This is a genomic window from Arthrobacter rhamnosi (assembly GCF_054510855.1).
The window spans coordinates 541,901-564,149 of sequence record NZ_JBTNDT010000001.1 but is presented as its reverse complement, the minus strand read 5'-3'; the positions used below and the strand labels follow the sequence as shown (position 1 = coordinate 564,149).

Here is a 22,249-nt window from a genome sequence, read left to right as displayed (position 1 = left end):
TCAGACGCGTCGCTCCCAACGCCGCGGGGTCGCCTCGGCGGGAAGGACGCCGTCGAACTCCTCGAGGACGTAGCCGAAGCGTCCGGCATAGACGAGCAGTGTCCCGAGCTGGCGGTGCACCACCCGGGTGCTGATCCGGAACTCCCCGGAGGCCCCGTCCCACCACTGCTCCACGTACGCGAGCGCGCCGAGCGCGTCGGGCAGGGGCAGCCGCAGGCCCGCGAAGACGCGCGTCCGCGAGGAGACCATGCGGATGTGCCCGTCGTCCGTGGCGGAGCACGTCAGGAGTGTCGCCATCCGCCGGTGCCTGCCGACGTAGTCCGTGAGGACGCCGTCCTGTAGGGAGGTGGTGTCCTCGAAGACCCGCCGCGCGGTGCCGAAGTCGAGCTCGCGCCGGGCCGTGAGGGCCGGGCGCCCGAACGGGTCGACGTGGGGGTAGTTGCTGATGGTGAACGGTACGTTGCTGTTGTACTCGGGGAAGAAGGCGTTCTCGAGGGCCGTGAGCCGGAACGCCGGCCGCGCGAACCAGGCGGGGCAGCCGGCGACGTCGAAGGTCCCGCGGCCGTGACCGGAGAGGCCGCTCTCCGCGGAGAGCCCGAAGTACTCGCGCAGTTCGGGCTGCAGGCGGCCGAAGTCGCTGCCCATCGCATCCTGGTAGATCGAGGCCATCGGGTCGCCTTCCGTCGCTCGGACCACCAGTCAACCACGCGGCGGGCCACCGCAGGTCGTCACAGGCGCCCGGCGGCCTTGAGGCGGATGTAGGTATCGGCGAGCTGCGGCGGGAGGTCCGCGGGCACGGCGTCCACGACCTCGGCGCCGAGGAGGCCGATCTGGTGGGCCACGGCGGCGCGGTCCAGCAGGGCACGTTCCGCGGCCGCGGCGCGGAAGGTCGCCGCCGCCGTCGACCGGTCGGCGCTCATCTCCTCCAGCCTCGGGTCCCGTACCGACGCGACCACGACGACGTGGCGTCGGGTGAGTCCCGGCAGCGCCGGCAGCAGGCCCTCCTCCACGGTGCCCGAGTCCAGCGTCGTCAGCAGGACCACGAGTGACCGGTGGGCGGACGCCGCGCCCACCTGGGCCGGCACACGGGACCAGTCCGCCTCGATGAGTTCGGGTTCGAGGGGTGCCATGGCGTTCACGAGGGAACCCAGGAGGTTCCCCTTGGCGGTCGAGTCGACCCGTGCACGGAGCCTGCGGTCGAAGGCCAGGAAGTGCACCTTGTCGCCGCCGCGCTCGGCGAGGACGGAGAGCAGGAGGGCGGCTTCGATGCCCGTGTCCAGCCGCGGTTCGTCGAGGATCCGCGCCGCGGAGGTACGTGAGGTGTCGAGGACGACGACCACGCGCCGGTCGCGCTCCGGGCGCCACGTCCGCACCACCGTGTCGCGCCGTCGGGCGGTGGCCCGCCAGTCGATGGAGCGCACGTCGTCCCCGCGGACGTAGTCCCGCAAGGAATCGAATTCGGTGCCCGCACCGCGGATCTGGACCGCGGACTGGCCGTCGAGTTCGCGCAGGCGGCGGAGTTTGGACGGGAGGTGCCGCTTCGAGTGGAACGGCGGGAGCACCCGGAGCACTCCCGGTGCCGGGACGGTGACCTGGCGGGCCGCGACGCCGAGCGGGCCGGTGCTCCGCAGGGCGACGGTCTCCACCCGGAGGATGCCGCGCCGCGCGGGGAGCAGGGTGACCGACATGCGCCGCGCCTCGCCCGGAGGCACGGATACGGATTGCTCGGGGTCCGCCGCTCCCGCCGATGGCTGCCACGCCTCGCGCACCGTCGCCCGCAGCCGGCGCGAGGTGTCGTTGCGCAGGACCAGGGTGCTGCGGCACTGCTCACCCAGTCGGACGCTGTCGGGCAGCGTGCGCACGAGTCCGATGCGGCGCGGCGAGGCGGCGAGGGCCAGGTCGAGTCCGGTCAGGGCGGCGAGGATGCCGGCCCACAGCAGGATCGACGTCGCGCCGGGGTTCAGGACCACGGGGAGGACGCCGAGCAGCGCCAGGAGGACGAGGCGGCCGGTGATGACCAAGGGGATTCCTCTCCGATCGGGCAGGGCTGGCGGAGCGCGGGGCGGGGCCCTAGCGCGGGACGGGGACGGTGCCGAGGATGCCGCGGAGGACGTCGTCGACCTCGACGCCGTCCATCTCGGCCTCGGGCCTGAGCGCGACGCGGTGCCGGAGCGCGGGAAGGGTGAGTGCCTTCACGTCGTCGGGCGTCACGAAGGACCGGCCGGAGAGCCACGCCCACGCACGCGCGGTGTTGAGCAGGGCGGTGGCACCACGCGGGGAGACGCCGAGCTGGAACGACGGCGACGACCTCGTCGCGCGGACGAGGTCCACGATGTAGGCGAGCACCTCGGGAGCGATGGCCACCCGGGCCACTGCCGCGCGGGCGCGTTCGACGTCCCCGGCTCCTGCGACGGGCCGGACGCCGGCCGCCTCGAGGTTGCGGGGGTCGAAGCCGACGCTGTGCCGGCGGATCACCTCGATCTCGTCGTCGCGTGCGGGAAGCGGGACGGTGAGCTTGAGGAGGAAGCGGTCCAGTTGCGCCTCGGGCAGGGGATAGGTCCCCTCGTACTCCACCGGGTTCTGGGTCGCCGCGACGAGGAACGGCGCCGGCAGCCGGCGCGAGACGCCGTCGACCGATACCTGGCGCTCCTCCATGGCCTCCAGGAGGGATGCCTGCGTCTTGGGCGGAGTGCGGTTGATCTCGTCCGCCAGCAGGATGTTCGTGAAGACCGGTCCCTCCCGGAACGCGAACTCCGAGGTGCTGGAGTCGTAGATGAGCGAGCCCGTGATGTCGCCGGGCATGAGGTCCGGTGTGAACTGGACACGCTTGGTGTCGAGGTCCAGGGCAGTGGCGAGGGTCCTCACGAGCAGCGTCTTGGCGACGCCCGGGACACCCTCCAGCAGGACGTGTCCGTCCGCCAGGAGCCCGATCAGCAGTCCCGTGACGGCCGGGTCCTGGCCGACGATCGACTTGCCGACCTCCGCCTGCACCCGCAGGAGCGCTGCCCGGGCGGACTCGCCGTCGGACGCTGCCCGCGGGGACGTCTCCGGTACCCGTTCCTCGACGCGGGTCGCCTGGTGTGCTCCGCCTGTCGGGGCTCCCGATGCCGCCTGCGGCGTCCCGTTCTGCCGGCCTTCGGATGGGTTCATCATGGAATCTCCTTCTCGAGGTCGAGGATCTCCTGTGCCCACAGCACAAGCTCGCGATTCGTGGTCGGTGTGTAGTGGAGCAGCCGCTGTTCCAGTTCGGTCCGGGGCCGTCCGCCGTGGCGGGCGGCCGCCTCGAGGACCTCTCCCGGGGACGCCGAGCGGTCCACCCGCAGGCGTCGGGCCATGCGGGTGAGCGTCGCCGCGCGCAGGGTCGCCGCGGCATGCGCCACGGAGCGGGAGTCCTGGTAGAGGCGCGCACGGCCCTCCGCGGTCTCGGCGGCGCGGACGACGACGGGCAGCGGCTCGGTCGCCAGCGGGCCCAGCCGGCGCCCGCGCCAGACCATGGCGAGGACCGAGCAGGCGAGGAGCCACACGAGCAGGTAGTCGAGCCAGTCCGGCAGGAGGGTGAAGGGGTCGACGCCCTCGCCGCTGGAGGTCACGTCCGCTCCCGTCGGCTCGAACCACACGAGCGTCGGGGAGGAACCCAGCGCCCGCAGGGCGAGCGCGGCGTTTCCCTCGTCAGTGATGGATCCGTTGGAGAGGATGGCCGGTGCGCCCAGGACGGCCACCGAGCCGTCGGTGCCCGTGACGTACAGGCCGCCCGTCTCGCCGTCGATCGTCGTCGGGAAGCATTCGGTGCCGCCCGAGTAGGCCACGCCCGTCGCGGAGACGGTACCGGCGGCCGAGGCAGCGGCGTCGGGGCAGTCGGCGGCCAGGGCGGGCGAGTCGTCGCCGAGGTCGAAGGGCAGCGGACCGACCAGCGTGAAGTCGTCATCGAGAGCGGTCAGCTGGCGGTCCCCGGGGGCAGCGAGGACTGTGCGCTCCGCCGCTGCGGCGAGGTCCGCCACCTGCCCGGCGCTGAGATATCCGAGCGCGTCGTTGAGGAACAGCGTCGCCGGGCCGGTCCCGATTAATTCCAATGCGTCGTCGTACGAATCCGGCCGGACCACGTCGACGCCCTGCGCCGCGAGGACCTCCGCCACGGCCCGCGCGCCCTCCGGCGCGGGATTGCCGGGGGACAGCGGGCGGTCGTCCTTCTCCGACCCGGGCAGGAGGTTGATCAGGAGGATCACCGCGAGGACGACGGCGCCGACCAGGAGGGGGAGGGCGCGCCGCAGCCGCGAGCGGGCGGTGGCCAGGGCACTCCCGCCGTCACCCATCACCTCGCGGCCGGTCCCCTCGCCACCGGTTGCGGTGCGCGGCGGCGCTGACGCGCCTCCCGCGACCGGAGGCAGCTCGGCCGACGGCTCCCCGTGCACCGCCCGGGGTGTCGCTCCGGAGGTCACTGCGGGGCCACCAGCGGAGTCGTGCCGCCGGCGCGCAGGGGCCGCTCGGAGGATAGCCGCGTGTCGAGGCCGGCGGCACGCCGGTAGTCCTCGTCCGTGGCCGTGCCGCTTCCGTACCGGGTCTCGTTGAACAGGTCGGCGAGCCAGGCGACGTCGGAGGACAGGGACGGGAACACGCCCCCGAGGTGGACGCCCGCTTCCGTCGCCGTCCTGCCCGGCTGCTCCTCGATGACGAGGCGTTCCTCCGCCGAGCGGATGATCGCGCGCAGCAGCTCCGCGACGGCGGCGTTCCAGTCCCCGTTCCGGGCGAGCCCTGCCGCCCTGTTCCTGTGGTGGGCGCCGGAGCGCTTCCCACCGTCGTCGAAGACGCCGGCCTCCGATGTCCTGCCGCGTGCGTTGAGGCGCGGCTTGATGAGCACGACGGCCAGGAGAATGAGGAGCGCGGCACCGATCGCGACGACGAGCGTCCCCGGCCCCGCCCCGAGGCCGCCGAGGCCGTCGAGGAGCCGCACGATGCTCCGGAGGATGTCACCGAGGATGCGTTCGACGAGATTGGGCTGCGCCTCGACGTAGGCGGCCTTCGCCAGTTCCTCCTCGAGGAGTCGGCGGGCTTCGTCGGAGTCCGGTACGAGGAACGGGAGCGTCCCGGTGGTCACGGGCAGCCCGTGCCGGGGCTTCCGGGCGCTGCCGCAGCGCACCAGGGCATCACGCAGGACCGCCGGGCCGGTGGCCGAAGGACGTGGTGCCGCCCGGGAGCACGTCCGTCCGTCCTGCCCCCGCCTGCTTGTGCTCGCGGAGCAGCACGACGTCGAACCCTTCCCGCCGCATGCGGAGGTCGACGTACAGCAGTGACGTGACGGCCGACTGGAAGGCGTACCCGATGGCCGTGAAGAGGGCGGTGATGCCCTGGGTCGCGGCCACGAGCGGCAGCGACGACATCGCGTCGGGGGTGGACGACGCCGCGGAACTGAAGCCGACGAGGAGGGACACGGCGAAGCTGAGCGGCATGGAGATGACGGACGCGATGATCGAGACGATGATGCTCGTGAGCAGCACGATCCCGAAGGTCCGCCACCAGTTCCCGCGGGTCAGCTGCCACGACCGCTTGACGGACGTCCAGGGGCCGGTGCCCTCGAGCATGAGGGCCGCCGGGGCGACGACGAGTTTCGTGCTGGCCCAGACCAGCACCACGCCCACGCCGAGCACGAGCGGCACGATGACCAGTGCGGAGTATTCCTCGAGGCCCGCGACGGCCAGTACAGCGATCCCGCCGAGGAGGAGGAAACCCACGAGCCCGACGGCGAAGGACAGGAGGCCGAACCCGAGGAGTGGAAGGAGGCGGCCGCGGGCGAGGCGCCAGGCCTGTCCGAAGGACGTCCGCTGGTTGATCACGGCCCGGGCGACCGGGATCACGAGGATGCCCTGGAGGATCAGCAGGGCCACCCCCGAAACGACCCCCGCGACCGCGGCGGCGACACCGAAGCCGGCAAAGGCGCCGATGAGGTCCTCCGACGTCGGGCTCTGCGCCTCGAACACCTCGAGGGACGAGAGGATGTTGCCGAACAGGAGGACGGTGGCCAGGGCGACGACGGCCTGGAGCAGCAAGGCGCTGCCGAAGGTGGCCACCGGGTTCCTGCGGCAGGCCTGGAAGGCACCGTCGAGGATCTCGCCGAGACCGAGCGGCCGCAACGGGATGACGCCGGGCTTCGGGGGCGCCTGGTACCCGGATGCCCGGTAGCCGGATCCCTGGAAGCCGGATGCCGGATACGTGGGGGGAGGGTAGGCCGAGCCACCGGAGGGACCGGGCTGCTGCGTCCCCGGAGCGGAGTAGCCGCCCCATCCCTGGTTCGGCGCGGGGGTGCCGTACGAAGTGCCGCCGGTCGAGGGACCCGGGGGCGGCCAGGTCGACGACGCAGGCCGGCCGGACGCGACGGGTGTCGGACTGCCGGGTGCCGGATTCCTCGGCGTACCCGGCGTGCGGTCATTCGGCCGGTCACCCGGTTGGTCGCCGGGCGCCTGCCACGGCGCTGCCGGCCGGTGTGCTTCCGGCTGGTTCTCCGCCGGAACCGGAAATCCGCCGTCGCCCGGCCCGCGGTGCCCGCCCTTAGGTTCCCCGTCGTTCGGTCGATCACTCACCTGGCGCCCCCTCGGTCGTTACTCCCGCGAGGCATACAGCAGGCATCCCCCTCCAGCATCATAGTGACGGAAGCCACCATTCGGACCAGCCGAGCCCGGCGGGGTGTCGTGCCGCTCCGGACTTCCGCCGGTGGGGCTGGTAGGACTTTGTGCGCCCGATGGGACAGTATGGGGGTATGAAGGCTCGCATACTAGTCATCGATGACGACGAAGCCCTGTCCGAAATGATCGGCATCGTCCTGCGCAACGACGGATTCGACCCTGTGTTCTGCGCCGATGGTGCAGCCGCGCTCGGTGTCTTCCGCTCCACCCACCCGGATCTCGTGCTGCTGGACCTGATGCTGCCGGGGATGGACGGTATCGAGGTGTGCCGCCAGATCCGCAGCGAATCCGATCTCCCCATCGTGATGCTGACCGCGAAGTCGGATACGTCCGACGTCGTGCGCGGACTCGAATCGGGGGCCGACGACTACGTGCCCAAGCCCTTCAAGCCGGCCGAACTCGTGGCCCGTGTGCGGGCGAGGCTCCGGCCTGCCGAATCGAAGGCTCCCGAGACCCTGCGGATCGGCGAGGTGAGCATCGACGTCGCCGGCCACGAGGTCACGCGCGCCGGGGAGCGTGTGTCGCTGACCCCGCTGGAATTCGACCTGCTGGTGGCCCTCGCCCGGAAGCCCTGGCAGGTGTTCACACGCGAGCTCCTCCTCGAGCAGGTGTGGGGGTACCGCCACGCCGCCGACACCCGGCTCGTCAACGTCCACGTGCAGCGGCTGCGTTCGAAGATCGAGCGCGATCCCGAGGCACCCGAGATCGTCCTGACGGTGCGTGGTGTCGGATACAAGGCCGGACAGGGCTGATCCGGAGGGCGCGGCCGGCCGCGCTCCCCAGGGTATTCCGCTGCGTCCCCTGACGGAGACCGATCGCGGATCCGGACCGTCGGGCCCGGCGGCCGGTTCCAGTGCGGCGGCCTCGGCTGTGCCTGCGATGATGGCTGCCGTCCCGGACGCGGACCGTCCGGACGACGCGTCGACGGCATCGCATCCCGGGGCGACTCCGGTGGCACCGGCCGGTAGTGCTCCGGCCGGTATCGACCTGGCCCGGGCCCAGGCGCTGCTGCGGTCGGTGGCGAGCCATTGGCGCAGATCGCTCCAGTTCCGCACCGTCGTCGCGACGATGCTCCTCACCTCCGTCTCCTTCGTGGCGGTCGGCGGCTTCCTGTCCAACCAGATCGCCAGCGCGCTCTACGACGAGCGCTTCGACCAGTTCAGTGCCGAGGCCACCTCGGCGCTGACCTCCACCAAGGCGGTCTTCCGGGACTCCTCGGCCACGGACCGCGACACGACGAGCCGGCTGGTGCTCGATTCGGTCAATGCCCTGGTGGGCAACGAGACGGACGCGCCGCGCCAGTCGATCCTGGTCCCGATCTCGGGGGGCGAGGGACTCTTCATCCCGACGACGGTGAGCCAGGACGGTGCGACCGCAGGCATGCTTCCGCCCGACCTCCAGGCGGCGGTCGGCAGCGGCCAGGACGTGTACTGGGCGCCCATGACCATCCCGGTCACGCAGGACGGCGAGCAGGACGCGCCGGGTATCGCCTTCGGGACGCAGGTCCAACTGCCACCCGAGCGCAGCCCCTACGCCCTGTACGTCTACTACGACCTGTCCTCGATGCAGTCCACGCTCGACTACATCCACGGCGTCCTGTGGCTGGCGGGCCTCGTGCTGCTGCTCGTCATCGGCGCCATCACCTGGTACGTGACCCGCAGCGTGGTCCAGCCGGTCAGTCACGCGGCCTCCGTATCGGAGAAGCTGGCCTCGGGCCAGTTGCAGGAACGCATGGAGGTCAGCGGGGAGGACGAGGTAGCCCGCCTCGGGGCCTCGTTCAACCACATGGCGGGCAGCCTGCAGGACCAGATCACCCAGCTGGCGCAGCTGTCGCAGATGCAGCAGCGCTTCGTGTCGGACGTCTCGCACGAACTCCGGACCCCGCTGACCACGGTGCGGATGGCGGCGGAAGTGCTGTTCGACGCGCGCGACGAGTTCAATCCGGTGAACAAGCGGTCCGCGGAGATCCTGTTCGATCAGGTGGAGCGGTTCCAGGCCCTCCTCGCGGACCTGCTCGAGATCTCCAGGTTCGACGCCGGTGCCGCCGTGCTGGAGGCGGAATCGGTGGACATCGTCCAGCTCGTCGAGCACGCCGTCGAGGGGGCGCACCCGCTCGCCGAACGGCTCGGGTCGGAGCTCCGGATCGTGTCGGACGAGACGAGCTGCATCGCGGACGCCGACGCGCGCCGCATCGACCGCATCCTCCGGAACCTGATCGTGAATGCCCTCGAGCACGGGGAGGCGAGGCCGGTGGAGATCCACATAGCGTGCAACCCGGAAGCCGTCGCCGTCGCCGTGCGCGACTACGGGATCGGGATGACCCCGCTCGAGGCGTCACGCGTCTTCGACAGGTTCTGGCGGGCCGACCCCGCGCGGGCGCGCACCACGGGAGGCAGTGGGCTGGGTCTGTCCATCGCGACGGAGGACGCCCGGCTCCACAGTGCCTGGCTCGAGGCATGGGGCATGCCCGGCGAGGGAGCCTGCTTCCGGCTCACGCTGCCGCGTCGCCAGGGCATCGCCCTGGCGTCGTCGCCCCTGGCGCTGCCACCGGTTTCGGGCTCGCAGCGGACCGGGGTCGGGCAGCACCCGCCGAAGGACGAACGGGCGGACGAACGAGCCGACGGACGAACGGATGCACGGACGGATGCACGGGCGGATGCACGGGCGGACGAACGGACGGACGCCGGCAGCGGAGCGAGGGAGAGCAGTGCGACGCAGTAGCAGCATGCCGTATGGTCTGCCGGATGGTCGGCCGGTTGGTCGATCCGGTGGTCCCGGCCCCGCACGCCGGGTGGCGGCGTCTGTCCTTGCCGCCCTGGTCACTGTCTGTCTGCTGGTGCTCGGAGGCTGTTCGGCCATTCCCACGAAGGGACCGGTGGGCGTGATCGCGGCCACCGAGGCAGAAGCCGACGCCGTCGCCCCCGCCTTCGATCCCGGGGGCCCGGCGCCCGGCGCCACGCCCGAGCGGATCCTCCGCGACTTCATCACGGCCGGCACCGGTGCAGGCGACGGCTACAGCGTGGCACGCCAGTTCCTCACGCCGGAACTGGCACAGTCCTGGGAGCCCGAGGAACGGATCGTCCTGTTCCGGTCCGATCCACGCGTGGAGAAGCGCGAGGCCGAGGGTGTGTACCAGATCCAGCTGGAGACGACGGGGACGATCGACGCCAGGGGAGTGCGGACCAACAGCCCCGTCCCGGCGACGGAGACCCTCGGCGTACGGATGGCCCAGGTCAACGGCGAGTGGCGGATCGGAGAGATTCCGGACGGCATCATGCTCGCCCAGAGCAGTGCCCGGGACCTCCTGCTCTCCCACAGCCTCTATTTCTACAGCAGCAACTACCGGTACTGGGTCCCCGATGCCCGCTGGTTCGTCCGGAGGACAGGGGTGACGGCGAGGATCGTCGGTGCGATGCTGGCCGGTCCGGCACCGTACCTGCAGGGCTCGGTGACCAGCGCCTTCCCCGAAGGGGTGACCCTCGCCCGGGATTCCGTGCCGATCACCTCGGGCACGGCGTCGGTCGAGCTCTCCTCGGAGGTCCTGGAGAACGCCACCAGCCTCGGCCTGCAGCAGATGGACCAGCAACTCCAGGTCAACCTGCTCGGCCTCAACGACGTCACGTCCGTGGAGATGACCAGCGGCCAGCCGATCGAGCTCGGCGCCCCTTCCCCCGACCTCGTCGTTCCCGAGCTGGCTCCCGACGTCGGGGGCGAGCAGGTCGCGATCGCCGGGAACGAGCTCGTGCGGGTGCGCAACGGCGCCGTCGTGCCGATCGAGGGGCTGCCCTCGGTGGCCGGGTCCCAGCCGCGTGACCCGGCCACCTCGGTCTCCGGCAGCGCCTACGCGTTCGTGAACGCCGCCAGGACATCCCTCTTCGTCACGGCCCCGGGCAGTTCCGCCCGGGCGGTCGCCAAGGGCAGCGGCCTCACCCAGCCCTCGTTCGATCCGGACAACTGGGTGTGGACCACCCGGGCGGTCGGAGAACGCAGCGAGGTCCTTGCGATCCCCCCGGGCGGAACCGAAGCGAATGCCTCGATCCTTGCGGCGGGATGGCTCGGGGACAGGAAGGTCAAGGAGCTGCGGATCTCGCGTGACGGCTCGCGCGCCCTGATGGTGACGGACCGCGACGGCGCCGGCGAGGTGCTGGTGGCGGGCATCACCCGCTCCACCGAAGGAGTGCCACAGTCGCTCACCACCCCCCTTTCGTTGCCGACCGACGGGACCATCGACACGGCCAAGTGGGCGGGCCAGAGCGCGATCGTGGCGTCCTCCACGGGTGCGAACGAGGAGGCCACTCCGGTCATCCTGCAGCTGAACGGCGAGAAAGACACGATGGCGGCGCTCGACGGCGTCCTCGGTATCAGCGCAGGGTCCGACGCGGAGGACACGTTCTACGCGCAGGCCGGCGGCACGCTGTACCGGCGCATCGGCAACAGCTGGGTGGACGAGCAGCTCGCCGTCGTCGATCCGGCCTTCCCGGGGTAGTGCCGTCCACATAGCGGCTGTCGGGCCACGGCCCGCCCCGCAGACGTGATGGCCTTGGCCCATGCGGTCCACCGGTTTCGCGTCGCTCCTCGACCGCGTCGTCTTCGGACGGGCCTACCAGCGGACAGCGGGCGCCCTTGCCGACTTCGGCGCCCTCGTCCTGCCCTCGTCGTGCGTGCTCTGCGGCCAGTGGGACACCTCACTCTGCCCGGCATGCCTCGGGCTTTTCCGCAGCGCCACGGCGCGGCCCTTCTTCGCCGAGACCGGGGCCGAGTCCCTTCCCGACGTCGAGCGGGTTCCGGCACGGGCCGGCGCGGAGACCACGGCCGGCAGGCCGGACCGGCACGGGCCGTCCTACGGCCCGCTGCCCGTCCTCGCGGCGGGGCGGTACGGCCGGGCCGTGTCTGCGGTGCTGCTGGCCTACAAGAACCACGGCCACGTGGACCTGGCCGCTCCCGTTGCCGCTGCCATGGCCGGCGCCCTCCACCAGGGAGTCTCGGGAGCCCTGGGAGCCCGGCGAGCCCCGGGAGTCCCGGCAGGGCGGCGTGCCTCCGGGCCGGTCCTGATCGTGCCCGTTCCGGCCCGGGCGTCATCCCGGCAGCGGCGCGGGTACGACCCGCTGATGCTCCTCCTGTCCCGGCTGGACAGAGACGGCCACCTGCCTGCGGGCACCGTCCTCGCACCGGTCGTCCGGCAGCGTTCGGCGCTGGTTCGGCTTCCTGCCGCCCTGCTCCACGGCGGAGTGCCGGCGCTCGCGGCACGCCCAGGGGGCGGCGGGCAGAAAGGACTCGGGCGTCGCCGTCGGCGCACGAACGTCCTCGGTTCGATGGCCCCGGCCAGGCGCATCCGGACCCCCCTCGCCGGACGGGAGTGCATCATCGTCGACGACGTCCTCACCACGGGAGCCACCATCGGCGAGGTGCATCGCGTGCTCGTGCAGGAGGGAGCCCACGTGCTCGGAGCTGTGGTGATCGCCGCGACGTCGTCACCCGCCGGACGCTCCACGGGCGCGGTTCCCGGCCCGACGTCCTGACCCGGCCACGCTCTCCGGACCTGCCTCGCGCCGCCCCTAGTGCCTCACCCGGCGTCCGGCAAGCTACCGGAAGATTCGGGGCTGCGAAGGATGAATAAAGGACAGTCGTGATCTAACGTGAAGTACGGGTACGACACAGCGATGACACGTACCCGTCGGCGGCGGCTCTATTGAACGCCTCGGCCGCCGTCGTGTCAGCTAGCGATGTGGAGGGCACCATGGAGTTTGTGATCAATGGTCGAAACCTGGCGGTATCGGACCGTTTCCGTGAGTACGCGACGGAGAAGATCGACAAGATAGAGCAGCTCGGCGACAAGGTACAGCGCATCGATGCGAAGATCACCAAGGAAACCAGCGCACGCATGGCGGATACCTCGCTCACGGTCGAACTGACGGTGCTCTGCAGGGGTCCGGTGGTTCGGGCAGAAGCCACGGCGGCCGACAAGTTCGCCGCGTTCGACCTCGCCTACGGCAAACTCCTCGAGCGTCTCCGGCGGGCCCGTGACCGGCGGAAGGTCCACCACGGCCGGCACACCCCGGTGGCCGTCGGCGCCGCGACAGCCGGTCTGGAGCCGGCGGACCCGGCGCAGCCCCTCTATCTCGAGACCCCGGCCATCGAACCGACGTCGCACGAGCCGGATACCCAGCCCGAGGACCTCGACGCCTATTCCTCCCCCGATGACGTCCCTGCCGGGGACTCGCCGGTCCTGATCCGCCGCAAGGTCTTCTCGGGCACCCCGATGACCCTGGACGATGCCGTCGACAACATGGAGCTCGTCGGGCACGATTTCTACCTCTTCATCGATTCGGCCACCGGCGCCCCCTCGGTGGTCTACCGGAGGCAGGCCTGGACCTACGGCGTGATCACGCTCGACGCGAAGTGCGCGGAAGGAACCGAGGAGCCCCACGAGGAACTCCTGGCCTACCGCGCCAAGGAAGCCGCTTCCGCCTGATGCCCTGCGCGCCGGCAACCCCGGTCGCGTATCACAACCCCGGTCGCGCATCAGGAATCTGCACTTCGATAACCTACCGACCGCATACCTGGAACTGCCTCCACGCCCCGCGCGGAGGCAGTTCCATGCCGGAGCCCATGCCGAACCTCACGACCGCCCAGGCCCGACGCATCCTCCTTGCCGCCCAGGGGCTGCACCGCCCGCGCGTCGAGGCGCCGTCGTCGCGCCGGGCCGTCGCCATCGCAGTCCGACGGCTGCAGGTCCTCCAGATCGATTCGGTGAACGTCCTCGCCCGGTCGCACTACCTGCCCCTGTTCTCCCGCCTCGGGTCCTACGACCCCGCACACCTCGACGCGCTGTACTCCCGGGCGCCCCGACGGCTGGTGGAGTACTGGGCCCATGAGGCGAGCCTCGTCCCGCCCGAGTTGTTCCCGCACCTGCGGGTCTGGCAGCGCCGGACCTGGATGGGAGCGGCCAGCGTGCCGGCCGCCCTGCGGCAGGACCTCGAGTCGTCCATCCTCGACCTCCTCGATCGCGGCGCGCCGCTCACCGCATCGAGCATCCAGCGACTGCTCGGTGCCGATACCGGGCGGCCCGCCGAAGGGTGGGGGTGGCGGTGGACGGCGGCCAAACGGGTGCTGGAAGACCTCTTCGCCAGGGGGACGGTGGGGTCGGCGGGCCGGACGGCCCAGTTCGAGCGGCTCTACGCACCCATCGCCGACGTGCTTCCGGATCCGGGCCTCGCCGTCGAGGAGCCCGACAGGACGCAGGCCCTCACCGTGCTGGCCGAGCGGGCGGCAGGAGCCCTGGGCGTCGCCCCCGCCCGCTCGGTGGCGGACTACTTCCGCACCCCGGTGCGCGAGACACGCGCCGTCCTCGACGGCCTCGTGGCCGCGGGTTCCCTGCACACCGCATCCGTGGACGGCCGATCCGAGCCGTGGTACCTCCACCCGGCGGCGATCCTCCCGCGCCAGGCACGGGGAAGGGCCCTCCTGAGTCCCTTCGACTCCCTCGTCTTCGAACGCGACCGGCTGCACAGGCTCTTCGACTTCCACTACCGCATCGAGATCTACACCCCCGCCGAGCGGCGCGTCCACGGCTACTACGTCCTGCCCTTCCTCCTCCGCGATGGCATCGCCGCCCGGGTGGACCTTAAGGCCGACCGGCCGGCGGGCCGCCTGATGGTGCGTGCCAGCCACGCCGAGCCGGGCGCTCCCTCCGACACGTCCGCGGAACTCGCCGAGGAACTGTGCCTGCTCGCCCGGTGGCTGGGGCTCGACGCCGTCGTCGTCGAGGACCGCGGGAACCTCGCGTCCTCGCTCTCCACGCAGGTCGGCAGGTTACTCTGAGCGGACACGCGGTTCCAGGTCGTCGCATCGTGGCGCGGGGGAACCAAAACGGGGCACCGAACGTCGCTCACGTAGACTAGACACGCCATCTTTGGGCAGCATCAGATTGGGAGCAAATACCAGTGCCATCACTTCTTGAACGAGTACTCCGCACCGGCGATAAGAAGACACTGAAGCGACTCCGCAACTACGCTGACGCGATCAATGTCCTCGAGGACGAATTCCGGGAGATGTCCGACGCAGAGCTGCGTGGCGAGACCGACCGGCTGAAGAAGCGCTACGCCGACGGCGCGACCCTCGACGACCTGCTGCCGGAAGCCTTCGCCGCCGTGCGTGAGGCGTCGAGCCGGACGCTCGGGCTCCGCCACTTCGATGTCCAGCTGATGGGCGGCGCCGCCCTCCACCTGGGCAACATCGCGGAGATGAAGACCGGTGAGGGCAAGACCCTCGTGGCGACCGCGCCCGCCTACCTCAATGCCCTGACCGGCAAGGGCGTCCACGTCGTCACGGTCAACGACTACCTCGCCGAGTACCAGTCGGACCTCATGGGCCGCGTCTACCGCTTCCTGGGACTGACGAGCGGATGCATCCTCTCCAAGCAGGATCCCGCGACCCGCCGCGAACAGTACGCCGCCGACATCACCTACGGCACGAACAACGAGTTCGGGTTCGACTACCTCCGCGACAACATGGCCTGGAGCGCCGCCGAACTCGTGCAGCGCGGTCACAACTTCGCGATCGTCGACGAGGTCGATTCGATCCTCATCGACGAGGCCCGTACGCCGCTCATCATCAGCGGCCAGGCATCCGGTGACGTCAACCGCTGGTACAACGAGTTCGCGAAGGTCGTCCAGAAGCTCTCCGTCGGGGTGGACTACGACGTGGACGAGAAGAAGCGCACGGTCGGTGTGCTCGAGGACGGCATCGAGAAGGTCGAGGACTACCTCGGCATCTCCAACCTGTACGAGTCCGCGAACACACCGCTGATCGGCTTCCTGAACAACGCCATCAAGGCGAAGGAGCTGTTCAAGCGCGACAAGGACTACGTCGTCCTCAACGGCGAGGTCATGATCGTCGATGAGCACACCGGCCGGATCCTCGCCGGCCGGCGCTACAACGAGGGCATGCACCAGGCCATCGAGGCGAAGGAGGGCGTGGAGATCAAGGCCGAGAACCAGACCCTCGCCACAGTGACGCTGCAGAACTACTTCCGCCTCTACGACAAGCTCTCGGGCATGACCGGCACCGCCGAGACCGAGGCCGCCGAATTCATGTCCACCTACAAGCTCGGCGTGGTGCCCATCCCGACGAACAAGGAGATGGCCCGCAAGGACCTCTCGGACCTCATCTACAAGAACGAGGTCGCCAAGTTCGACGCCGTCGTCAAGGACATCGTCGAGCGGCACGAGACCGGCCAGCCGGTCCTCGTCGGAACCACGAGCGTTGAGAAGAGCGAATACCTGTCGAAGCAGCTCGCGAAGGCGGGTGTCCGCCACGAGGTGCTGAACGCGAAGAACCACGCACGCGAAGCGGCGATTATCGCGCAGGCCGGTCGCAAGGGTGCGGTCACCGTCGCCACCAACATGGCCGGGCGTGGCACCGACATCATGCTCGGGGGCAACGCCGAGTTCAACGCGGTCGCAGCGCTGGAGAAGGCGGGGCTCGATCCGGCGGACAATCCCGAGGAGTACGAGGCCCGGTGGCCCGAGGCCCTCGAAGCGGCGAAGGAAGCGGTCAAGGCCGAGCAGGAGGAGGTCCGCGAACTCGGCGGCCTGTACGTGCTGGGTACGGAGCGGCACGAGTCACGCCGCATCGACAACCAGTTGCGAGGACGCTCGGGCCGCCAGGGCGACCCCGGCCGGTCCCGCTTCTACCTGTCGCTCACGGACGACCTCATGCGGCTGTTCAACTCCGGCGGAGCCGAGCGCATCATGAACAGCGCCACGATGCCGGACGACGTCGCCCTCGAGTCGAAGCTGGTCTCCAAGGCGATCGAGAACGCCCAGGGCCAGGTCGAGGGGCGCAACGCCGAGCAGCGCAAGAACGTCCTGAAGTACGACGATGTCCTGAACCGCCAGCGCGAAGCCATCTACGGCGACCGCCGCAGGATCCTCGAAGGCGGCGACCTCAAGGAGAAGGTGCAGTTCTTCCTCGAGGACGTCATCACCGCGATGGTCGACGAGGCGACGGAACAGGGCCACGGCGACGACTGGGACTACGACCTCCTGTGGACGAACCTCAGGACGCTCTACCCGATTACGCTGACCGCCGACGAGGTCATCGAGGAGGCGGGCGGCAAGTCCAAGCTGACCCGCGATTTCCTGCACGACGAGATCCTCTCCGACGCCAAGCTCGCATACCAGGCGCGTGAAGAGGCACTCGGCGAGCAGACGATGCGTGAGCTGGAACGACGCGTGGTCCTGTCCGTCATCGGCAGGAAGTGGCAGGAGCACCTCTACGAGATGGATTACCTCAAGGAAGGCATCGGCCTGCGCGCCATGGCCCAGAGGGATCCGCTGGTCGAGTACCAGCGCGAGGGCTTCATCCTCTTCCAGGCGATGATGGAGTCGATCCGCGAGGAGAGCATCGGGTACCTCTTCAACCTCGATGTCGAGGTCTCCGCCCCGGCGCAGACCGGGCTCCCGGGAGTGACGGACGGGCGGGGCGTGGTGCAGGCCCCCACCATCAAGGCCGCAGGACTCGACGCCCCGGCGAAGCCGGCCACCCTCAACTTCACGGCGCCGAACGCGCAGGGCGACGCCGAGATGCACGTGGAGCGGAACAAGGTGCAGGCCGAGGCCGCGGGGGGCAAGAAGTCCCGCAAGAAGTAGTCAGCCGATCTCGAGGGCGGTGACCCGCCACGCTCCGCGCCGTTGCTCTATCCGAAGAGCGACGGCGCGGACCCGTTTCTGGTCGAAGGTGACGACGGACGCCTCGTAGACGCCGGGGCTGATCGGGCACACCCGGGCCGAGCGCACCACGACGTGCCGGTCGGCGCTCGGGCGTGGCTCTCCGTGACCCGTGCTCCGGGCCGCGTCGATGCACCGCACGAGGTTCGCGCGGAGCTGGAGCCGTTCGTAGTTCTCGGGATCGAGCCAGCGCGCCATCTGTTGCAGGGGGCGTGATCCTCCGAGCACCTCCAGGGCACCCTGCGCAACCGACCGGGCGATCCCCGAGATGCGCTGTAACAGGTCCGGGTCGGCTTCCCACGGAGAAGTCCCTGCCCCGGTCCTGTCCGGCAGGGTCCCGGTCCGCGCGGGAGAGGCCGACGGCTCCGCCGGTGCTGGAAAACCGTGTGCTGCTGACGGTCCGGCCGGGGGCCTCAGCTGGATGATCGTGGCTGGGCCGGCCGCAGCAGGCCGGTCGGGGGACGGCGGGGCCGGGCGGGATGCCCCGCCGGCCTCGGCGAGCAGGGCGGCTGGGCGGGAACGGGTTGCGGCAGTCACGGGATGTCCTCTCCTTGCTGGTGCGGCAGGCGACGTCCTGCCTGGGTCCTCCTAGGGGCAGGGTGCACGGGAAGCATCGGTGTGCTTGCCGTGCTCGATGCGGCGATGCGCGACCTGCTGCGCGACGTGGTGCTCAACAGAGTTCCTCGCGGCTGCGCCCGACGGCGCCGGTTCACGGCGAGGGCGCCTGCAGGACCTGACCCGGCAGGAGGAGTGAGGGATCGTCGCCGATGACGGACCGGTTCGCGTCGAACCAGGCGGGCCAGGTTTCCGCTATGTCGGCTGCAGTAGCAAGTGGCCCGAGTCGACGCGCGGCGATGGACCAGAGTGAGTCACCGGGTACCACGACGACCTCCGCCGTGGCGGTCCTCCTGGTGTCCGGGCGGACCAGAAGCCCTCCCTCGAGAGGCATCGGCGCCGGTTCCCATGCGGGCGACACGGGCGACACGGGCGACACGGGTGCCGGTTTCGGCGCGGGCGCCGCGGGCGCTGGTTCCGGCGCGGGCGACACAGGTGCTGGTTCCGCCGTGGGCGCTGGTTCCGGCGCGGGCGACACAGGTGCTGGTTCCGGCGCGGGCGCCGCGGGCGCTGGTTCCGGCGCGGGCGACACAGGTGCTGGTTCCGGCGCGGGTGCGGAGGACGCCGCGGGAATCGGCGGTGCGGGCGGTCGTTGCTCCGCGTCCAGTCCGTCCGCAAGCGTGTAGGCAGCAGAAGGCGACCAATAGGGCGATCCCGCGCTCCCGGACGGATCGGCACCAGTTCCGGCGTCGGCCGTTGACCGTGCAGGGAGAATCGAGCACCCGGTGACGGCGGATCCCGGACCGGCATCGGGGCCGCCGGGTGCTGCCTGCGCCACCGCGGGCATCGCCAGGAGCTGGACTCCCAGGAGGGCAGCGGCGAGCCGCCGCATGAATGCGGGAGCGCATCGCCCGGCGAACGCCCCCGCCGCCACCAGACCCTGTCGCTCGAGGATTTCGGCGATGACCGCGACCGCCAGCGTGAGGACCCACCAGCCGACGATCACCACACCCAGCAGCGACAGACACACGCCGAGGACGTCTTCCAGCCCTTGCCCCGGCGCCTGCCCGGAACGGGACAAGACTCCTCCGGCAGCAGCCGATACGACGCCGCATGCCAGGATGATGACGGCTTGTACTGCGTCCGAGCTCCTCATAGGACACCTCCTTTTGCTTCAGTTTGATGTAGTTTGGTGCAGTTTGTCTACGCCCACTCGTTCTTGGTGCATTGTGAGGCTGTTGACCGTAGCCTGAACGGGCCCTACGTTGTGGGCATGCGGTGGGATGCTCTTTTCCATGATCTGGAGTCACAGTTGCAGGCCGCGACGGACGCCCGGCAGGAGAGTGAGATCAGGGAGCGCACGCGCTCCGAGCAAGCGCGCGTGACGCTGCTGCAGCGGTTGGCCGGCCAGACGGGACGACCGGTCGGCGTGTCGACCACGGGAGGCCGCTCGCTCACGGGTGTCCTGACGAATGTCGGCTCGCAATGGATCGCCCTGGCGGTGGAGGAACGGTCGGTCATCGTGCCGCTGTCGTCGGTGCAGGTTCTTCGGAGCCTGGGGCGCAGCGTAGGCCAGCCGCTCTCGGGGATCGAGGCGAAGCTCGGACTGGGATCGGCACTGCGGGCGCTGTCCCGGGACAGGTCACAGGTAGCGCTCTGGGTGGCGTCGCCGTCATCGCGCTACGCCGGTGTCATCGACCGGGTCGGCGCCGACTTCCTGGAGCTGGGACTCGTCGCGCCCGGGGACGAGAGGCGTGCGCCGAATATCCGGGAGGTCCTCACGGTGCCCTTCGCATCCATCGACACGCTCGACTCAGTGGCACGGACGCAGTAGGCGCGATCCCGGGCGCCACGAACAGCAGCAGAATGCGGCGGGGCAGCAGGGACGGTCAGACGAGTGGATTGTCGGCTTCGGTCCTCAGCGCGGAGGCGGTCTTCTCGTACGCCTTGGCAATGTACTCCTCGAGGACCCGTGTCTCGACGCGCCACTGGCCGCGCCCGCCCACCTGGATGGCAGGCAACTCGCCGGACCGGACGAGGGCGTACGTCTGCGACGAGCTGATGTTGAGCACTTCACCGACATCGGCGAGGGTGAGAAAACGCCGCTCGGCCACGGGTCCGCCTTTCCTGGTTCTTCCGGTACGGCTCCAGTCTGCCACCGGCAGTGTCGTTTGACGGGGATATCCACACTTCGGTCCGATTTGCTGCCGGTCGGTTCCTTTTGTGCCCGTCGTCCACAAGAATTGCGGTCGGGACCGCTCATCAGGGGCGGCACAGGTCCTTTGGGGGCGACAGTGACGACCGATACGCGGATCACGGACACGCAGGGCGCGGCCCGCCTGAGGAAACCGTCCTGGAAGGACCCCCGTCTCCTCATCGGAGTGCTCCTGGTACTCGCCTCCACCGTCGGCGTCATCGCCCTCCTCGCCAGCCAGGACAGGACCACGGACGTGTACTCGGCTCGGCAGGACATCGCTGTCGGGACCGCACTGTCGCCCGAAGACCTCGTCGCCGTGCCCGTCCGCCTCGGCGCTTCGACAGGTGCCTACCTGCGGGTGTCGGAGGGGATACCCGAGAACGCGGTTCTCACGAGGCTCGTCACCGAAGGGGAACTCGTTCCCGCGGCCGCCGTCGGTACAGCCGATGACCTGGACCGGAAACCTGTCGGGCTGAGCGTCGAGGATCCGTTGCCCACCGGGACCGCTGCCGGCGACCGCGTCGATGTCTGGGTCTCCCTCCGGACCGACACGAACTCCTACGACGAGCCCCGGTTGCTCCTCGAGGCCGCCGAAGTCTCCGAACTGACGGTGGGGGAGTCGGCCCTCGGGGCGAGCGCCTCCACCCTCGTGCAAGTGCTCGTCGATGACGAGGCCATGCCCGAACTGCTCGACGCCCTGTCCAACGACGCCCGCATCGCCGTCGTCCTGAATCCGGGCGCCGGTTCGTGAACATCCCCGTCATCACGCTCGGGTCGCTGGCGAACGCCTACGTCCCGGGCCTCGAGCAGCTTCGCGGACCGGTCACCGTCGTGCGCCGGTGCGAGGAGCTCGCCGAGCTCATGGCCGCGTGCCAGACAGGTTTCGCGCGAGCGGCGATCATCGCACCCGGCGCCGTCGAACTCACCGCGTCCCTGGCCGACAGGCTGCGCTTCGCGGGGGTCGTGATCGTCGCCCTGACCGACGGCCCGAGCGCCCCCGCCATCGAGGGGGTCGAGTACGTCGCGTCCACCGCCGGTCCCGCCACGCTCGCCGACGCGGTCTCGCGGGCGGTCGAGAGGTTCGACGCGTCGGTTCGTCCCCGGGGCTCCCTCACCTATGCGGATCCGCTCGACGTCCCGGAGGCGACGCCCTCGCCCGTCGATACCGGGGACGAGTCGGCGAACGGCTCCGCGGACGGCCGCATCGTGGCCGTCTGGGGGCCGGCCGGCGGTCCGGGACGCACGACCGTGGCCATCAACATGGCAGCGGAACTCGCCGCGGCGGGAACGTCGGTCCTGCTGGTCGACGCCGACACCTACGGGGCGAGCATCGGCGCGTCGCTCGGGTTGCTCGACGAATCGGCGGGTCTCGCCCAGGCCTGCCGGATCGCGGACCAGGGCGGGTTCGGCGGCGCGGCACTCGGCCGGACCGCCGTGAGTGTGGCCATCAAGGGCGGACGCCTCCGGGTGCTGACGGGCATCACCCGCCCGGACCGCTGGCCCGAACTGCGTCCCGCCGCCCTCGGCCGGGTCCTGGAGGCCGCCCGGTCCCTCGCGGAGGTCACCATCGTCGACTGCGGATTCTGCATCGAGGCCGACGAGGAACTGAGCTTTGACACCCTCACGCCGCGCCGCAACGGTGCAGCCCTCCGGTGCCTGGAGATGGCCGATTCCGTCATCGCCGTGGGCGGAGCGGACGCGATCGGTGTTCCGCGCCTGGTGAAGGCGCTCGCCGAACTCGCCGACATCGTCCCGACGGCCGCCCCCCGGGTGGTGTTCAACAAGGTGCGGGCCGCCGCCGTCGGACGTGCCCCGGAGACCCAGTTGCGGGAGGCGTGGGAGCGCTTCGGGCCGGCCGCCGGGATCTCCGCTTTCCTGCCCGCCGACGGCACGGCCGCCGACCAGGCCCTCCTCGCGGGCACCGCGCTGCTCGAAACGGCGCCCGGCTCGGCGCTGCGCCATGCGATCGCGGCACTCGCCGGGGTGCCGACCGCGGAGAGGTCCCGGCGCCGGCCCGGGCGGCTCCTGCCCAACGTGAAGTTTTCGGGCAACACGGATAGGCTTCCACGGTAAGAGGTCGCAATGGCGCGGCC

The 22,249-nt window shown here is 70.6% G+C and carries 19 protein-coding genes; 10 read left to right on the top strand and 9 right to left on the bottom strand.

Annotated elements, in window-relative coordinates:
- Genes ACX80I_RS02685 through ACX80I_RS02660 form a run of 6 tightly spaced genes read right to left on the bottom strand, consistent with a single transcriptional unit; the run spans nucleotide 1 to nucleotide 6,572 of the window.
- Complete coding sequence (locus ACX80I_RS02685; RefSeq protein ID WP_459343616.1) at nucleotides 1-669, bottom strand: DUF4166 domain-containing protein; 669 nt, start codon at nucleotides 667-669, stop codon at nucleotides 1-3.
- A gap of 59 nt (nucleotides 670-728) precedes the next feature.
- Nucleotides 729-2,021, bottom strand: coding sequence for a DUF58 domain-containing protein (locus tag ACX80I_RS02680; RefSeq protein WP_459343615.1), 1,293 nt, complete (start codon nucleotides 2,019-2,021; stop codon nucleotides 729-731).
- 49 nt (nucleotides 2,022-2,070) lie between these two features.
- Nucleotides 2,071-3,153 (bottom strand): AAA family ATPase, encoded by a 1,083-nt coding sequence (locus ACX80I_RS02675; protein WP_459343614.1) that lies wholly within the window; start codon nucleotides 3,151-3,153, stop codon nucleotides 2,071-2,073.
- On the bottom strand, nucleotides 3,150-4,436 hold the full coding sequence (locus ACX80I_RS02670; protein ID WP_459343613.1) for a DUF4350 domain-containing protein: 1,287 nt from the start codon (nucleotides 4,434-4,436) through the stop codon (nucleotides 3,150-3,152). The genes ACX80I_RS02675 and ACX80I_RS02670 overlap by 4 nt, the downstream gene beginning before the upstream one ends.
- The gene (locus ACX80I_RS02665; protein ID WP_459343612.1) at nucleotides 4,433-5,092 is read right to left on the bottom strand and encodes a DUF4129 domain-containing protein; all 660 of its coding nucleotides are present in this window, start codon (nucleotides 5,090-5,092) and stop codon (nucleotides 4,433-4,435) included. The genes ACX80I_RS02670 and ACX80I_RS02665 overlap by 4 nt, the downstream gene beginning before the upstream one ends.
- A 49-nt stretch (nucleotides 5,093-5,141) precedes the next feature.
- Nucleotides 5,142-6,572, bottom strand: coding sequence for a DUF7847 domain-containing protein (locus tag ACX80I_RS02660; protein WP_459343611.1), 1,431 nt, complete (start codon nucleotides 6,570-6,572; stop codon nucleotides 5,142-5,144).
- A 176-nt stretch (nucleotides 6,573-6,748) separates the two neighbouring features.
- On the opposite strand from ACX80I_RS02660, the gene mtrA reads away from it, so the two are divergent.
- The 7 genes from mtrA to secA all read left to right on the top strand — a co-directional run bounded on the left by mtrA (nucleotide 6,749) and on the right by secA (nucleotide 17,326).
- The gene (gene mtrA / locus ACX80I_RS02655; RefSeq protein ID WP_087076444.1) at nucleotides 6,749-7,426 is read left to right on the top strand and encodes an MtrAB system response regulator MtrA; all 678 of its coding nucleotides are present in this window, start codon (nucleotides 6,749-6,751) and stop codon (nucleotides 7,424-7,426) included.
- A gap of 130 nt (nucleotides 7,427-7,556) precedes the next feature.
- Complete coding sequence (gene mtrB / locus ACX80I_RS02650; protein ID WP_459343610.1) at nucleotides 7,557-9,395, top strand: MtrAB system histidine kinase MtrB; 1,839 nt, start codon at nucleotides 7,557-7,559, stop codon at nucleotides 9,393-9,395.
- A gap of 160 nt (nucleotides 9,396-9,555) precedes the next feature.
- Nucleotides 9,556-11,160, top strand: coding sequence for an LpqB family beta-propeller domain-containing protein (locus ACX80I_RS02645; protein ID WP_459343609.1), 1,605 nt, complete (start codon nucleotides 9,556-9,558; stop codon nucleotides 11,158-11,160).
- A 61-nt stretch (nucleotides 11,161-11,221) separates the two neighbouring features.
- On the top strand, nucleotides 11,222-12,193 hold the full coding sequence (locus tag ACX80I_RS02640) for a ComF family protein (RefSeq protein ID WP_459343608.1): 972 nt from the start codon (nucleotides 11,222-11,224) through the stop codon (nucleotides 12,191-12,193).
- A 218-nt stretch (nucleotides 12,194-12,411) separates the two neighbouring features.
- Entirely contained in the window at nucleotides 12,412-13,146 is a 735-nt protein-coding gene (gene hpf / locus ACX80I_RS02635) for a ribosome hibernation-promoting factor, HPF/YfiA family (RefSeq protein ID WP_459343607.1), read from the top strand.
- 125 nt (nucleotides 13,147-13,271) lie between these two features.
- Nucleotides 13,272-14,495 carry a winged helix-turn-helix domain-containing protein gene (locus ACX80I_RS02630; RefSeq protein ID WP_459343606.1) on the top strand — a complete coding sequence of 408 codons (1,224 nt, stop codon included), beginning with the start codon at nucleotides 13,272-13,274 and terminating at the stop codon, nucleotides 14,493-14,495.
- Nucleotides 14,496-14,617: 122 nt separating this feature from the next.
- Nucleotides 14,618-17,326 carry a preprotein translocase subunit SecA gene (gene secA, locus ACX80I_RS02625; protein WP_459343605.1) on the top strand — a complete coding sequence of 903 codons (2,709 nt, stop codon included), beginning with the start codon at nucleotides 14,618-14,620 and terminating at the stop codon, nucleotides 17,324-17,326.
- On the opposite strand, the gene ACX80I_RS02620 is transcribed toward secA, so the two are convergent.
- Together ACX80I_RS02620 and ACX80I_RS02615 are read right to left on the bottom strand one after the other, a co-directional pair.
- Complete coding sequence (locus tag ACX80I_RS02620; RefSeq protein ID WP_459343604.1) at nucleotides 17,327-17,941, bottom strand: Rv3235 family protein; 615 nt, start codon at nucleotides 17,939-17,941, stop codon at nucleotides 17,327-17,329.
- Between the two features lie 172 nt (nucleotides 17,942-18,113).
- Nucleotides 18,114-19,115 carry a LysM peptidoglycan-binding domain-containing protein gene (locus tag ACX80I_RS02615; protein ID WP_459343603.1) on the bottom strand — a complete coding sequence of 334 codons (1,002 nt, stop codon included), beginning with the start codon at nucleotides 19,113-19,115 and terminating at the stop codon, nucleotides 18,114-18,116.
- Between the two features lie 156 nt (nucleotides 19,116-19,271).
- Here ACX80I_RS02615 and ACX80I_RS02610 point away from each other — a divergent pair, with 156 nt between their 5' ends.
- On the top strand, nucleotides 19,272-19,793 hold the full coding sequence (locus ACX80I_RS02610; RefSeq protein WP_459343602.1) for a hypothetical protein: 522 nt from the start codon (nucleotides 19,272-19,274) through the stop codon (nucleotides 19,791-19,793).
- Between the two features lie 55 nt (nucleotides 19,794-19,848).
- On the opposite strand, the gene ACX80I_RS02605 is transcribed toward ACX80I_RS02610, so the two are convergent.
- The gene (locus ACX80I_RS02605; protein ID WP_459343601.1) at nucleotides 19,849-20,073 is read right to left on the bottom strand and encodes a helix-turn-helix domain-containing protein; all 225 of its coding nucleotides are present in this window, start codon (nucleotides 20,071-20,073) and stop codon (nucleotides 19,849-19,851) included.
- Between the two features lie 180 nt (nucleotides 20,074-20,253).
- Here ACX80I_RS02605 and ACX80I_RS02600 point away from each other — a divergent pair, with 180 nt between their 5' ends.
- Together ACX80I_RS02600 and ACX80I_RS02595 are read left to right on the top strand one after the other, a co-directional pair.
- Complete coding sequence (locus ACX80I_RS02600) at nucleotides 20,254-20,907, top strand: CpaB family protein (RefSeq protein WP_459343600.1); 654 nt, start codon at nucleotides 20,254-20,256, stop codon at nucleotides 20,905-20,907.
- Nucleotides 20,904-22,229 (top strand): CpaE/TadZ family protein, encoded by a 1,326-nt coding sequence (locus ACX80I_RS02595; protein ID WP_459343599.1) that lies wholly within the window; start codon nucleotides 20,904-20,906, stop codon nucleotides 22,227-22,229. The genes ACX80I_RS02600 and ACX80I_RS02595 overlap by 4 nt, the downstream gene beginning before the upstream one ends.
- Nucleotides 22,230-22,249: the final 20 nt, after the last annotated feature.